The following is a 14,791-nucleotide window of genomic DNA, read 5'->3' as shown; positions in this document are numbered from 1 at the left end:
GCATGCAGCTGCCTTGTCACAAAATTATGGGCGTGCTTTTGGGATATGCCGCGTTTACCGGTAAAATCGCGGCAGTCAGGAGAGAGTCTTCGCCCCAACCGGGCAGCAAGGCCGCCGAAGGCGCAGGCTTCGATGCCGAACGCTCAGGCAAAAGGACTGGCACACGCTGATGCAGGCCTTAGTGCCGCCAGCGTCCCCAGCTGGAGAGAGATGGTGCCAAGACACCATCCACCGAAGGAGCAAGCCCCCCACGCCTCGAAGGTGCGGGGTGAATCTCTCAGGTAAAGCGGACAGCAGGGCAAACAGCATGCGGCTGGCAACAGCTGCGTGGCATTGTTATTTGCCCTGGAGTTTTCATGTCCGCCTCTGCTTCCGCCGCTCTGCTCTCCACGCCATTGAATGCCCTGCACCTTGAACTGGGCGCCCGCATGGTGCCATTTGCCGGCTATTCCATGCCTGTGCAGTACCCCGATGGCCTGATCGCCGAGCACAAGCACACGCGCAGTGCCGCAGGCCTCTTCGATGTGTCGCACATGGGTCAGTTGCGCCTGGTTGGCCCCGACGCCGCTGCCGCCTTTGAAACCCTGATGCCCGTGGATGTGATCGATCTGGCGGTCGGCAAGCAGCGCTACGGTCTGCTGCTGAACGACGACGGCGGCATTCTGGACGATCTGATGTTCTTCCGCGTCTCGCAGGATGAGCTGTTCGTCATCGTCAACGGCGCCTGCAAGGTGGCCGACATTGCCCACATCCAGGCCCGTATCGGCACCCGCTGCCAAGTCGAGCCCATGCCCAGCCACGGCCTGCTGGCACTGCAGGGCCCGCAGGCGGTAACCGCCCTCTCACGTCTGGCGCCCGGCGTTGAAAAGCTGGTCTTCATGACGGGGGGCAACTTCGATGTGGAAGGCATCCCCTGCTTCATCACCCGCAGCGGCTATACCGGCGAAGACGGTTTTGAAATCTCGGTTGCAGGCGACCAGGCCCAGGCGCTGGCGCGCCTGCTGCTGGCCCAACCCGAGGTCAAGCCGATTGGCCTGGGTGCCCGTAACTCGCTGCGCCTGGAAGCCGGCCTGTGCCTGTACGGCAGCGATCTGGACACCACCACCACGCCCCCCGAGGCAGGCCTGAACTGGGCGATTCAGAAGGTTCGCCGCACCGGTGGCGCACGTGCTGGCGGCTTTCCCGGGGCCGAGAAGGTACTTGCACAGATCGACAACCCTGCCACGCTGCCCCGCAAGCGCGTGGGCCTGATTGCACAGGAGCGCATTCCCGTGCGCGAGCAGGTGGAAATCTGCACGCCCGATGGCAAAGCCATCGGTGCCACCACCAGCGGCCTGCTCGGCCCCACCATCGACAAGCCCATTGCCATGGCCTATGTGGAGCCAGCCTTTGCGGCCATCGGCACCCGCCTGAACGCGATGGTGCGCGGCAAGCCGGTGCCGGTCGAGGTGGTGGCAATGCCATTCGTGGCCCCCAACTATTTCCGCGGCTAAAGTAGCTGCTGGCGCGCGCTGTTGCGCGCCATTCCGGACATCAGATTCACGCATACCAACTGGAGTTTTCCTATGACGATCAAGTTCTCCCGCGACCACGAATGGATCAACGCCGCTGACGCTGGCGCCGCTGTTGTCGGCATCACCGTGCACGCCCAGGACGCGCTGGGCGATGTGGTGTTTGTCGAGTTGCCCGAAGTGGGCGCCTCGTTCAACCAGGGCGATGTGGCCGGTGTGGTCGAGTCCGTGAAGGCCGCCGCCGATGTGTACATGCCGGTGACCGGCGAGATCGTCGAAGTGAACGAGGAACTGCGCAACGACCCATCGCTCGCCAACAGCGACCCACTGGGCGCAGGCTGGTTCTTCAAGGTCAAGCTTGCCGATGCATCGCAGCTCGACGCCCTGCTGGACGAAACTGCCTACAACGACTTCGCGGCCAACTCGTAAACCCTGGCCACTTGCATTGGCGGCATGCGCGCATGGCCGTCAATGCTTTCACTCACATATTCATAGCTGCTTCCGCCCGCCTATCCTGCGCTAGTGGCACTTTCAAGCACAAACACCTGGATTCCCACCATGCTGATGTCCTCCAAAGAGCCCCTGGCCGCGCTGGAAAACGCCACCGAATTCATCCCCCGCCACATTGGCCCTGACGCCAATGACCAGCAGACCATGCTGGCAGTCATCGGCAAACCCAGCCTGGACGCCTTGATCCGCGATGTGGTGCCGGCCTCCATCGCCCGCGCCAAGCCCATGGATCTGCCCGCGCCCGTGACCGAAGCGGCGGCGCTTGCCGAGCTCAAGGCCATCGCAGGCAGGAACCAGGTGCTCAAAAGCTTCATCGGCCAGGGCTACTACGGCACCTTCACGCCCGGCGTGATTCTGCGCAACATCCTGGAGAACCCCGCCTGGTACACCGCCTACACGCCTTACCAGGCCGAAATCTCGCAGGGCCGCATGGAAGCGTTGGTCAATTTCCAGACCATGGTGTGCGACCTCACCGGCATGCCGATTGCCAATGCATCGATGCTCGACGAGGCCACGGCAGCAGCGGAAGCCATGACCCTGGCCAAGCGTTCGGTCAAGTCCAAGAGCAACCGCATCGTGCTCGCGGGTGATGTGCACCCGCAGACCATCGAAGTCATCCACACCCGCGCCCAGCCGCTGGGCATCGAGGTGCTCGTGGCCAACAGCAAGGAAGAATGGGAAGCCGCAATGGCAGGCGACTTCTTCGCTGCCGTGATCCAGTACCCCGCCTCCAGCGGCTGGATTGTCGACTGGAAGGCCGATGTGGACGCCATCCACGCCAAGCAGGCGGCCGCGATTGTGGCCACCGACCTGCTGGCGCTGACCCTGCTCACTCCACCCGGCGAATGGGGTGCCGATATCATAGTGGGCAACAGCCAGCGCTTTGGCATGCCCATGGGCGCCGGTGGCCCGCACGCCGCCTTCATGGCCTGCCGCGACGACTACAAGCGCTCGCTGCCCGGTCGCCTTGTGGGCGTCAGCGTCGATGTGCACGGCAAACCCGCCTACCGCCTGGCACTGCAGACGCGCGAGCAGCACATCCGCCGCGAAAAGGCCACCTCCAACATCTGTACGGCGCAGGTGCTGCCGGCTGTCATCGCCAGCATGTATGCGGTCTACCACGGCCCGGCGGGCTTGAAGCGCATCGCCCAGCGCGTGGCGCGCTTCACGGCAATCCTGAGCCGCGGCCTGGCGCAGCTGGGCTTCAGCGCCCACCACCACGACACCGCCTTTGACACGCTGTCGCTGCACACCAAGGACGCCACGGATGCAATCCTCGCCCGGGCCCTGGCCAAGGGCGCCAACCTGCGCAAGGCCTGGAACGAATACATCTGCATCAGCCTGGACGAAACCACGACGCGCGCCGATGTGGAACTGATCTGGAGCATCTTCGCCCAGGAAGGCGCCACCCTGCCCTCCATCGACGCGATGGACCAGGGAGCCACCTCGCTGATCCCGCAGGAATTGCAACGCACGAGCAGCTACCTGACGCACCCGGTCTTCAACGCCCACCATTCCGAAACCGCCATGCTGCGCTACATCCGCAGCCTGAGCGACAAGGACCTGGCGCTGGACCGCAGCATGATTCCACTGGGCTCGTGCACCATGAAGCTCAATGCCACCAGCGAGATGATCCCCATCACCTGGCCCGAGTTCGCCAACGTGCACCCCTTCGCGCCTGCCAACCAGTTGCAAGGCTACGCCGAGCTGGACGCGCAGCTGCGCCAATGGCTGTGCCAGGCCACCGGTTACGCGGGCATCAGTCTGCAGCCCAATGCGGGCTCGCAGGGCGAATACGCCGGCTTGCTGGCCATCAAGGCCTACCATGCGTCCAAGGGCGAAGCGCATCGCAATATCTGTCTGATTCCCAGCAGCGCCCACGGCACCAACCCTGCCAGCGCGCAGATGGTGGGCCTGCAGGTGGTCGTCACCAAGTGCGATGACAACGGCAACGTGGACATGGCAGACCTGAAGCTGGCCTGCGAAAAGCACAGCGCCAATCTGGCCTGCATCATGATCACCTACCCCAGCACGCACGGCGTGTTCGAGACCCAGGTGAAGGAGCTGTGCGAGCTGGTGCACAGCCATGGCGGCCGCGTCTATGTGGACGGTGCCAACATGAACGCCCAGGTGGGCCTGGCGGCGCCCGGAGAGTTCGGTGGCGATGTGAGCCACCTGAACCTGCACAAGACCTTCTGCATTCCGCACGGTGGCGGCGGCCCCGGCGTCGGCCCTGTCTGCGTGGTGGAAGACCTGGTTCCCTTCCTGCCTGGCCACGCCACGGCAGGCATTCCCGGCAAGGTAGGCGCCGTCAGCGCCGCGCCGCTGGGCAATGCTGCCGTGCTGCCTATCAGCTGGATGTATATCCGCATGATGGGTGAGCCCGGCCTGAAACTGGCCACCGAGACCGCCATCCTGAACGCCAACTACATCAGCGCGCGCCTCAAGGACCATTTCCCCACGCTGTACGCAGGCGAACACGGCCACGTGGCGCATGAATGCATTCTGGATCTGCGCCACTTCAAGGAAACCTGCGGCGTGATGGCCGAAGACGTGGCCAAGCGCCTGATCGACTATGGCTTCCACGCGCCTACGCTGTCGTTCCCCGTTCCCAATACCTTGATGGTGGAGCCGACCGAAAGCGAAAGCCTGCACGAGCTGGACCGCTTCATCAACGCGATGATCGCCATTCGCGGCGAAATCGCCCAGATCGAAGCAGGCCAGCTGCCGCAGGACGACAATCCGCTCAAGAACGCGCCTCACACCGCCGAAACCCTGCTGACTGCCGAGTGGAACCACAGCTACAGCCGCGAGGCCGCCGCCTACCCTGTGCCCCACCTGCGCCGCGCCAAGTACTGGAGTCCCGTGGGCCGGGTGGACAACGTCTACGGTGACCGCAACCTGTTCTGCAGCTGCGTGCCGCTGGCCGACTACGAGTCCTGATGGTTACAGTGGCTACAGCGCGCCTGCGCGCCAGCTACTAAGATGACAAACGGCCCACACGCCCTGCGGGCCGTTTTCTTTTATCGTTTTCATTAAAAAGAGCCTCTGGCGCTTAATTGATAAGCGCTACCAGCTATGGAAATCATAGTTATCATTCTGGGAGCGGCCCTCGCGGGCTTTGTGCAGGGCCTGTCCGGCTTTGGCTACAGCATGACGGCGATGGCACTGTGGGCATGGACGCTGGAGCCCACGCTTGCCGCCGCCCTGGCCGTCTTTGGCGGCCTCACCGGGCAGATCATCCAGGCTTTCAGTGTGCGGCGCGGCTTTGACTGGCGCATGCTGTGGCCCTTTGTACTGGGAGGGCTGTGCGGACTGCCGCTCGGGCTGCGCCTGCTGCCGCTGCTGGATGCACAGCTGTTCAAGACCGTCCTGGGCGTACTGCTGGTGGTTTTCTGCCCCCTCATGGCTTTTGCACACCGGCTGCCACGCATCGCCGACTGGCGCTGCATGCAGGGGGCCGTGCTGCACGTCGCCAACGGAGCAGCGGGGCTGGCAGGAGGCGTGATGGCCGCCCTGGGCGGCTTCTCGGGGGTTGTGCCCACCCTGTGGTGCCAACTGCTGGGCATCGCCCGCGACCGGCAGCGCCAGGTGATCCAGAACTTCAACCTCACCATGCTGTCCGTCACCTTTGCCAGCTATGTGGCCACCGGCTTCGTCACTTTTCGGATGCTGCCACTGTTGGCCGTCGCGCTGCCTGCCATGCTGCTGCCTTCCATCTGGGGCGGGCGACTCTACCAACGCATCAGCGATGCGGCCTTCCGCAGGGTAGTGCTGGGTCTGCTGACCCTCGCGGGCCTTGCCATGCTGGTGTCTTCGCTACAGCACCGATAGTGGTGCTATGCAGAGCCCTCCCCACTTGGACAGGACTCAGATTACCCGACGAAAGCCCATTGCCATTGCCCCCAGGCAGGAGGCATCTGCACGCACTATCGCCACGCAACGCCACATCTTCTAAGTGAATAAACACAAACTTCTTCAACAAATGTAAGAACCCCTGACGGGAATGGAAACAAATAGAGACAAATTGGATAATAGCGTTTCATAGCGCCCTACACTGTTCTTCATAGTCGCAATATTGCTGCGCCCGGATGTCCTCCCCCGTCGCTCGATCCTTCGCCACCCCTTTGCAGGAACCTGTCGCTGTACGCGGCCCGGTCGCCTCGCGATGGCGTGCGCGCAGCCTGCGCACCTACCTGATAGTGATGATGCTTGCGGCGGCACTGCCAGTGTTGATTGCCAGCATCTACACCGTGCAGCACGTGGCCCATTCCTACCGCGACAACAGTCTGCGGCACATGCTGGACACCACCAAGAATCTGGGACATATCATCGAGAGCGATCTGGCCAGCCGCGCAGCCATGCTCCAGGCCTATGCGGCCAACGCACAGTCAGAGGACGCAGAGGCAATGTCCAGATGGCTGACCCTGACGGACATGGGCTCCGACAGTACCCTCATCGTCACCACGGCCGGCAACGCTTCGCCGATTCTGGTCTCCGCCCATTCGAGCATCAAAGGCTACGTCCCGCCGGACTTGGTGCAACACGCACTGGAAGGCAAGACGCCTGTGTTTTCCCAGCTGTTCTTTCATGACAACAAGCCACGCATCGCCATTGCCGTGCGCGTGCAACAAGACAGGGGCAAGGTGATGATACTGACCACCACGCCACAGAGCCTGGTCAGCGCAGCGCAGGACACGTCTGACCACGGTGCGCTGATTGCGGTCACCGACGGCAATGGCCGCATGCTAGCCCGTTCGGTGCAGCCGGAGCGGTATATCGGCACCCCGGTACCGGACTGGCAGAAACTCAAGGAAGTGGGAGCCTCCAGCGGCGCCTTTGAGGCCGAGCGTGCCGACAAGGGCAGCGTCATCTTCGCCTTTCAGGAAATCAAGGGCACACCGGGCTGGGTCATTGTTGCCGGCGAGTCACTGGGCGCTTTCAATGCCCGCTGGCAGAAGCCCATGTTCAATATTGCCTTGGTGGGCACCCTGGCTCTCACGGTGGCCGTGCTGCTGAGCACCTGGGTATCGCGCCAGTTGCTGCGTCCCATCCGCCAGTTGACGGATGCATCCCGCACAGGTTCTGCCTACGAGACGCCTGTAACTGATGACAGCCAGGTACTGATGGTGAAGGAATATGAAAGCCTGCGCCAAAGCCTCGTCAATGCGCGCGCGCAGCTTGAATCCGCGCTCGGCCACCAGCGCCAGATCGCCCACGCGCTGTCCGTCAGCGAACAGCGCACCCGCACGCTGGCACACGCCGGTGCTGCCGTGCTGTGGACGCTGGATGCCCAGGGGCGCGCTACCTCCATGGTCGGCTGGGAGGTGCTTGCGGGCACGCCTGACGATACGGCCCTGGGCTTTGGCTGGTTGCGCCGCATCCACCCGGCGGATGTAGCCGATCTTCGTCGCCAGGCAGCCGACCTTCTGGCCGACAGCGAACATGCGCTGGATGTGGAGTTCCGGCTGCGCACCCATGACGGCCAGTGGCGCTGGATGCGCGCGCGTGGCGCTGCCATCCTGGGTCCGGGCCGGCACATCCACGAATGGCTGGGCGTGCTCGAAGACGTGGACGACCGCAAACGCGCCCAGGCTGCCGTCGCCTACCTCGCCCATCACGACCCCCTCACCGGCCTGCCCAACCGCAGTCTGCTGCAGACCCATATCAACAGTGTCGGCAGCGCCCGGGCCTATGGCGCCCTGCTCTATCTCGATCTGGACCGGTTCAAGCAGGTCAACGATACCCTGGGCCACGCGGCAGGCGACGCACTGCTGTGCTCCGTTGCCGAGCGCCTGCGTGGCCTGCTGCGCGACACCGATCTGGTGGTGCGCCTGGGCGGAGACGAATTCTGCATCGTGCAAAAGGCATCTTCCCCGCACGCAGCCGCCAGCCTCGCCCAGCGCGTGATCGATGTGCTGAGCGCAGACTATTTTCTTGAAGGGCAGCGCGTCAACATCGGCGCCTCGGTCGGCATCACCATGCACCTGGGCCAGACACAGACGCTCGACCCGGACCGCCTGCTGCGCGAAGCCGACATCGCTCTCTACGAAGCCAAGAAACAGGGCCGAGGGCGCTACGTGTTCTATACGCCCGAACTCTCCGCATGAGCCCAGCCCCTGCAACTGCCCAAGACTGCCGCACAATCCCCCAGCCCAGGGTACATGGCGTACACTTGGGCCTGATTCGCGACTTCAATGGCCTCATATCGAAGCGGAACTTTTTTTGCGAATAGCCGCTCTACTCTCACCATGCGCTCCTGCCTGTCCCTGCTGCTCGTTCTCACAATGGTCCTGCGCGGCCTGCTGGGCGACGCCATGGCCATGGGCATCGTGGCGCCCGTCGCCCAGACGGGAGCACACGCCGCGCATGCTGCGCGCAGCATCACCCCGGCCGAACAGCACGAGAGCCACCATGGCGATGCGGCACTTGTCGGCCAGCAAACGCTCGAGGCAGCGGCGGCCCACTGCACTGCTGCCGAGCCCGCTCACTGCAGTGACAGCGCTGCACATGGCGCCAACTGCTCGGCCTGCGGCATCTGCCACTCTGCGGTAGGCCTGCCTGCGATTGCAGTGCAGGCCTCAGTGCCTTCTGCGCCTCAGCAACTGGCAGACGCGGCCACGCGCTTTGCCAGCACCTTGCCCGCCTCCATCATCAAACCTCCCATTTCTGTCGTCTGACACCCTAGGTGCGTCCGCAATTGACAGCAGCCACTGTGTCTGCCGTCTGCGCCAGAAGCCAAAGCTCTGGCTCTGCGGTCGTGAACATGGTTTCAACGACAGGAATTTCTCATGCGCCACGCGCGTCTCCCATTCGGCACCCGAAAGTGCCTGGCCGTCGGCATTGCCGCGGCGGCCTGGGCCATGGCTTTTCACAGCCTTGCCCAACCCAGCCAGCCAGCCGTCAACCCGGCTGAATCTGCGCCCACCCTGAGTGACCCCGCCTCGCCCCAAGCGCCCACGGCCCCCCTGCGCCACCAGCCCATGGCTGCAAGCGGCACCATCGTGGCCCAGCCGGGCGATTGGAAAGAAGCCAACGCTGCTGTAGCCGACTTTCCACGCGGCCATGCCGATGTCATCCGCTGGGAAAAGGACCATGCTGCCATGCATGACCGGGCAGCCGGCGAGGCGCACGTCTGCCCGCACCACCCGCAGCATCATCGCCACAACCCCGGAGGCCAGCCATGAAGCGCGCCATCCTCCGCCTCTCGCCGCTGCTCGCCGCCCTGGTGCTGGCCGGCTGCGCAAGCGTGTCGCCCGACGGCCTGCGCAGCGATGTCGCTCAGCGCACCGAAGGCCGCCTACCGCCAGGAGCGCAACTCCCGCCCATCGATGCCAAGGCCCGCCAGGAAGCCAAAACGCAGATCAACCGTTGGCTGGAGACACCCGTCGACGCCGATACCGCCGTGCGCATTGCGCTGCTGAACAACCCCGGCTTGCAAGGCCAGCTCGCTCAGTTGGGCGTTGCAGACGCGCAGCGCGTGCAGGCGCTCACGCTGCCCAACCCCAGCTTCACCTTCGGCCGCTTTCGCAACAGCCAGGAACGCGAAATCGAGCGCCAGTTCAGCTTTGGCCTGGTACAGCTGATCACCCTGCCATGGCGTAGCCGCTGGCAAGGATGGCAGATGGAGCAGGCCACGCTGACCGCTGCACAGCAGGTGCTGCTGCTGGCCGCCGATACGCGCCGCACCTGGTTGCGCGCTGTCGCCGCCGAACAGGCGCTGGCCGCCAACGAGCGCATGCACGAAGCCGCCTCCCTGGGCGGCGAGCTCGCTGCACGCATGGCGCAGGTAGGCAACTTCAGCAAGGTGGACCAGGCGCGCGAATTGGCCCTGCAGCAGCAGGCTGCCGCGCAGTTGGCCCGTGCCCGGCTGAATGCGCAGCTCGAACGAGAGCAACTGGCCCGGCGCATGGGGCTGTGGGGCCAGCAACTGGCCTTCCAGCTACCCGCGCAATTGCCTGAACTCCCCAAAAGCGCTGGCGACCTGCGCAGCGGCGAGGATGCCGAGGCTACCGCGCTGCGCCAGCGGCTCGACCTGGGCGCACTGCGCCGCGACCTGGATGTGAGCGCAGGCCGCGAGGGTTGGGCTGCGATTGGCTCCATCTTTGGCGACATTGGCGCCACCTACAGCAACAACACCAGCACCGAGCGGGACGGCGGACACAGCGACAAGACCCAGGGCTGGGAGTTCGATGTGCCGCTGCCGCTGTTCGACTGGGGCTTTGCCGCACGCGGCGTGGCACAGAACGAAGTGCTGCGCAGCGCGGCGGTGCTGCGTGACAACGCCATCCGGGCCCGCAGCGAGGCACGCAGCCAGTGGCTGGCCTACCGCACCGCCTACGATCTGGCCCAGCAGCAGCAGGCAGAGGTACTGCCGCTTGCACGGTTGGTGCAGGAAGAAACCGTCTACCGCTACAACGGCATGTTCGTGAGCGTGTGGCAGCTCCTGGCCCAGGCCCGTGCAACCACACAGGCCGTAGTGACTGCTACGGAGGCCCAGCGCGACTTCTGGCTGGCCGAGACCGATCTGCAACTGGCGCTCACCGGCACATCGCCCGGCACCGCCCCCGCCATCAACACCGCAGCGCCCGCTGCCAGCACTGAACAAGGCCACTGATATGCAACGCCGCCAATTCTTCACCGGCGCGGCCACCGCAGTGGCCGCCGCCACTGCATCCGCAGCCGTCAGCAGGGTCGCCATGGCTGCCCTGCCCGAGCCTGTCTCTCAGGCCAGCGCCGATACCGCAGCACCGCTGAGTCCGCCCAATGGCAGGCCTTACCACCCGGTCGTCACCCTGAATGGCTGGACCACGCCGTGGCGCATGAACGCCGGCGTCAAGGAATTCCACCTGGTGGCCGAGCCCGTGGTGCGCGAGGTAGCACCCGGCTTTTTCGTCAACATGTGGGGCTACAACGGACAGTCGCCGGGGCCGACCATCGAGGTGGTCGAAGGCGACAAGGTCCGTATCTTCGTCACCAACCGCCTGCCCGAGAGCACCACCATCCACTGGCATGGCCAGCGCCTGCCCAATGGCATGGATGGCGTGGGCGGACTCAACCAGCCCCACATCCCGCCCGGCAAGACCTTTGTCTATGAGTTCGAGGCACGCCGTCCCGGCACCTTCATGTACCACCCGCACTCCGATGAAATGGTGCAGATGGCCATGGGCATGATGGGGCTGTGGATCACCCACCCCAAGGCGAAGCACCCTTTGATCGCCGATGTGCAGCGCGACTATGCATTCCTGCTCAGCGCCTACGCGGTCGAGCCCGGTGCCATGACGCCCCGGGTGGGCGAGATGACGGATTTCAACATCTGGACCTTCAACAGCCGCGCGTTTCCGGCCATCACACCGCTGGTGGCAAGACAAGGCGACCGCGTGCGCATCCGCGTGGGCAACCTGACCATGACCAACCACCCGATCCACATCCATGGCCACGAGTTCGAGGTGACCGGAACCGATGGCGGCCCCGTGCCACGGTCTGCGCGCTGGCCCGAGGTGACGACCGATGTGGCCGTAGGCCAGATGCGGCAGGTGGAGCTGATGGCGGACGAGCCCGGCGACTGGGCCTTTCACTGCCACAAAAGCCACCACACCATGGGTGCCATGGGGCACGAGGTGCCGACCATGATCGGCGTCGACCACCGGGGCCTCGTCGGCAGGATCCAGAAGATCGTGCCCGACTACATGCTGATGGGCGAGCGCGGCATGGGCGACATGGGTGCCATGCAGATGCCCCTGCCCGATAACACCTTTCCCATGATGACCGGCAAGGGCCCGTTCGGAAACATCGAGATGGGCGGCATGTTCACCACCTTCAAGGTGCGCAGCAACCTCTCCGCTGGCGACTACAAGGATCCGGGCTGGTATGCGCAACCCAAAGACACAACGGCCTATGAGTGGCAAGGCGCACCACTCGACGCGAAGGCGCCACGCCAGACCCTGCCGGGCGCGGCTCCCGGCGCACCCACGGTGCACAAGCCAGCCAATGCATCAAGCCACGCCAACCACTGAATAAAGGACTAACACCATGAAAACTATCAAATTCATAGCTGCTTGCGCTCTTCTTTCAAGCGCAAGCACCGTATTTGCACACGGCAATGAAAGCCATGCTTCCGTCCCTGCCACCAAAGAGCAAAAGGAATGGGGCATCGGCGGCGATGCCAAGGACGCCAAACGCACCATCACCCTGAACATGACGGACGACATGCGTTTTACCCCCTCGCACTTCAGCGTCAAAAAGGGCGAAACCGTGCGCCTGCGCGTGCTCAACCGTGGCCAGGTAATGCACGAGGTGGTGCTGGGCACCAAGGCCTCGCTCGACCAGCATGCGCAACTGATGCTCAAGTTCCCCGGCATGGAACATGCCGAGCCCTACATGGCCCATGTCGCCCCCCAGAAAAGCGAAGACCTGGTCTGGAACTTCAACCGCACGGGCAACTTTGATTTTGCCTGCCTGATTGCGGGCCACTACCAGGCGGGCATGACGGGCACCTTCACCGTCACCGACTGACCCCATGCACACGATGAACACCTACCCACGACCTACCATGAAACAGACTCCCACCCGCCGCCGCGCATTGCACCTGCTGGCCACTGCCGCTGCCATTACCGCAGGCCTGTCTTCCGGCTTGCCCGCCCTTGCCGCCAGCCCCGCTCAAACGCCCATCGAAGTCTGGAAAGACCCGAACTGCGGCTGCTGCAAGGACTGGATCGTGCTGATGGAAAAGGCAGGCTTTGCCGTCACCGTGCATGACACCGGCAACAGCGCCATGCGCACCAAGCTGGGCCTTCCAGCGCGCCTGGGCTCCTGCCACACCGCATTGGTGGGCGGCTATGTGGTTGAAGGCCATGTGCCGCCGGCCGACGTGCACAAGCTGCTGCAGCAAAAGCCCAAGGCACTGGGCATCGCGGTGCCCGGCATGCCTGTGGGCAGCCCTGGCATGGACGGCCCCGAGTACGGCGGCCGCAAGGATCCGTTCGATGTGCTGCTAGTCACCAAGAACCTGATGAACAGCGATGTCTCGACCAAGGTTTTTACCAGCTACCGCAGCTGATCCCCGTTATCACCCATCTGGAGAATTTCATGAAAAGCACCACCACCACCCTCGCTGCACTGGCACTGGCCTGCGCTATGGCACCCGCGCTGGCACAGGAACACGCTGCCCACGGCAGCCCTGCTGGCTCTACCGAAAAAGCGCCGGCAACTGCCGCCACCAATGCCGACGCTGTAATGACGGCTGGAGAAATCACCCGTGTCGATGCACGCGGGGGCAAGCTGACCATTCGCCACGAAGACATCAAGAACCTGGAAATGCCCGCCATGACCATGGTTTTCGCCCTGAAAGACGCGGCGCAGGCCGCGCAGTTCAATGCGGGCGACAAGGTGCGCTTTCATGTGCAGGATGACGGCGGCACCCTGACCATCACCCGTATCGAGCGTGCCAAGTAGGTCTGCGTAATTTTGCAAACGCATGCGCTGCCAGCGCCTACACTGTGCAGCCATGCAAAGCCTTCAAGCATTTCACGAGCAACTGCATAGCGGCGCCCTGCTCGGCACGCGCCAGATCAAGCTGTCTGCGGGTCTGCGGGAGTTTCCGCGCGAACTTTTTGCGCTCGCAGACACCCTCGAGGTGCTCGATCTCTCGGGCAACCAGCTCAGCACGCTACCGGGCGATCTGACGCGCTTTACCCGCCTGCGCATCCTGTTTGCGTCCAACAACCCGTTTACCGAACTACCGCCTGTGCTCGGCCGCATGCCGCAGCTGGAGATGATCGGCTTCAAGGCCTGCCGCATCCGCGAAGTGCCAGCGGAAAGCCTGCCGCCAGCCTTGCGCTGGCTCATCCTCACGGACAACCAGATTCGCCACCTCCCGGGCACGCTCGGCGAACACCCGCGCCTACAAAAGCTCATGCTGGCCTGCAACCAATTGCAGAGTCTGCCCGCAAACCTTGCGCAGTGCACCAAGCTGGAACTGCTGCGCATCTCCGGCAATGCGTTTGCACAGATTCCGGAGGTGGTGTTTGCACTGCCGGCGCTGGCGTGGCTGGCCATTGCAGGCAACCCATTGACTCAAAAAAATGAGCAGCTTGCGCTTTCCGGGTCAGCGCAATCCGTGCAACCGGCCATTCCCCACCAAAGCCTGGAGCCGCATGAGCTGCTGGGCGAAGGCGCCAGCGGGCACATTTACCGTGCTTCTCGCATCGGTGGTGGGGATGTGGCGCTCAAGGTCTTCAAGGCAGGCCAGACCAGCGATGGCACACCCGCGTCCGAACTGGCCGCCGGCCTGTCCGCAGGCCTGCACCCCCACCTGTTGACGCCGCTCGCCCCGGTTTCGGGCCACCCGCAAGGCAAGCTGGCCATGGCCTTGCCACTGCTGCCACCAGGTCTGCAGGCTCTGGCCGGCCCGCCCAGCATGGACAGTTGCACGCGCGACGTGTATGCCCCTGCCTCCCGTTTTTCGCCGGCCATCGCGCAGCGCCTGCTGCAGAGCATCGAGGGCGCTGTCGGCCACCTGCATGCGCGCGGCATTCTGCATGGCGATCTGTACGCACACAATGTGTTGTGGAATCCGGCAACCGGCGATGCGGTGCTGAGTGACCTGGGCGCTGCCGCGCTGCTACATGGCTTGCCACAAGCGCAGGTGCAGCAGTTGCTGCACATGGAGCAGCGCGCCATGAACATCCTCAAGAGCGAAGTCCAGGCCCGTACCGCCTGACGCCACAGGCGCGCACCACTGCGCGCCGTGGTACCCGCCGCCCTCTGGC

Annotated in this window: 13 protein-coding genes and 2 riboswitches; all 13 genes read left to right on the top strand. The window is 64.2% G+C overall.

Annotated elements, in window-relative coordinates; translation table 11 throughout:
* The first annotated feature begins 66 nt into the window (after positions 1-66).
* Positions 67-169: riboswitch (glycine riboswitch) on the top strand.
* 21 nt (positions 170-190) lie between these two features.
* Positions 191-304: riboswitch (glycine riboswitch) on the top strand.
* A gap of 52 nt (positions 305-356) precedes the next feature.
* The 13 genes from gcvT to ABIE32_RS15960 all read left to right on the top strand — a co-directional run bounded on the left by gcvT (position 357) and on the right by ABIE32_RS15960 (position 14,742).
* Positions 357-1,493, top strand: coding sequence for a glycine cleavage system aminomethyltransferase GcvT (gcvT, locus tag ABIE32_RS16020; protein ID WP_429017608.1), 1,137 nt, complete (start codon positions 357-359; stop codon positions 1,491-1,493).
* 72 nt (positions 1,494-1,565) lie between these two features.
* Positions 1,566-1,940 carry a glycine cleavage system protein GcvH gene (gene gcvH, locus ABIE32_RS16015; RefSeq protein WP_224149249.1) on the top strand — a complete coding sequence of 125 codons (375 nt, stop codon included), beginning with the start codon at positions 1,566-1,568 and terminating at the stop codon, positions 1,938-1,940.
* Between the two features lie 129 nt (positions 1,941-2,069).
* The gene (gcvP, locus tag ABIE32_RS16010) at positions 2,070-4,964 is read left to right on the top strand and encodes an aminomethyl-transferring glycine dehydrogenase (RefSeq protein WP_429017606.1); all 2,895 of its coding nucleotides are present in this window, start codon (positions 2,070-2,072) and stop codon (positions 4,962-4,964) included.
* A gap of 135 nt (positions 4,965-5,099) precedes the next feature.
* Positions 5,100-5,855 (top strand): sulfite exporter TauE/SafE family protein, encoded by a 756-nt coding sequence (locus ABIE32_RS16005; protein ID WP_429017604.1) that lies wholly within the window; start codon positions 5,100-5,102, stop codon positions 5,853-5,855.
* Between the two features lie 257 nt (positions 5,856-6,112).
* Positions 6,113-8,131: a diguanylate cyclase domain-containing protein gene (locus tag ABIE32_RS16000; RefSeq protein WP_429017603.1), complete on the top strand. Its 2,019-nt coding sequence runs from the start codon at positions 6,113-6,115 to the stop codon at positions 8,129-8,131.
* A gap of 141 nt (positions 8,132-8,272) precedes the next feature.
* A complete protein-coding gene (locus tag ABIE32_RS15995; protein ID WP_429017601.1) occupies positions 8,273-8,701 on the top strand; it encodes a hypothetical protein in 429 nt (142 codons plus the stop codon).
* A gap of 111 nt (positions 8,702-8,812) precedes the next feature.
* Entirely contained in the window at positions 8,813-9,208 is a 396-nt protein-coding gene (locus ABIE32_RS15990) for a hypothetical protein (protein ID WP_429017600.1), read from the top strand.
* Positions 9,205-10,638 (top strand): TolC family protein, encoded by a 1,434-nt coding sequence (locus tag ABIE32_RS15985; protein WP_429017599.1) that lies wholly within the window; start codon positions 9,205-9,207, stop codon positions 10,636-10,638. The genes ABIE32_RS15990 and ABIE32_RS15985 overlap by 4 nt, the downstream gene beginning before the upstream one ends.
* 1 nt (position 10,639) lies before the next feature.
* Positions 10,640-12,037, top strand: a complete 1,398-nt coding sequence (locus ABIE32_RS15980) for a multicopper oxidase family protein (protein ID WP_429017598.1) — start codon at positions 10,640-10,642, stop codon at positions 12,035-12,037.
* Between the two features lie 16 nt (positions 12,038-12,053).
* On the top strand, positions 12,054-12,536 hold the full coding sequence (locus ABIE32_RS15975) for a cupredoxin domain-containing protein (RefSeq protein ID WP_224149257.1): 483 nt from the start codon (positions 12,054-12,056) through the stop codon (positions 12,534-12,536).
* 37 nt (positions 12,537-12,573) lie between these two features.
* Positions 12,574-13,080 (top strand): DUF411 domain-containing protein, encoded by a 507-nt coding sequence (locus ABIE32_RS15970; protein WP_429017597.1) that lies wholly within the window; start codon positions 12,574-12,576, stop codon positions 13,078-13,080.
* 29 nt (positions 13,081-13,109) lie between these two features.
* Complete coding sequence (locus ABIE32_RS15965; protein ID WP_429017596.1) at positions 13,110-13,475, top strand: copper-binding protein; 366 nt, start codon at positions 13,110-13,112, stop codon at positions 13,473-13,475.
* Positions 13,476-13,527: 52 nt separating this feature from the next.
* Positions 13,528-14,742: a protein kinase domain-containing protein gene (locus tag ABIE32_RS15960; protein WP_429017594.1), complete on the top strand. Its 1,215-nt coding sequence runs from the start codon at positions 13,528-13,530 to the stop codon at positions 14,740-14,742.
* Positions 14,743-14,791 lie beyond the last annotated feature (49 nt).

It is taken from the genome of Comamonas sp. 4034 (assembly GCF_050434545.1).
GTDB lineage: Bacteria > Pseudomonadota > Gammaproteobacteria > Burkholderiales > Burkholderiaceae_C > Comamonas > Comamonas odontotermitis.
The sequence above is the reverse complement of the archived record's forward strand: the minus strand, read 5'-3'. Positions and strand labels throughout refer to the sequence as shown.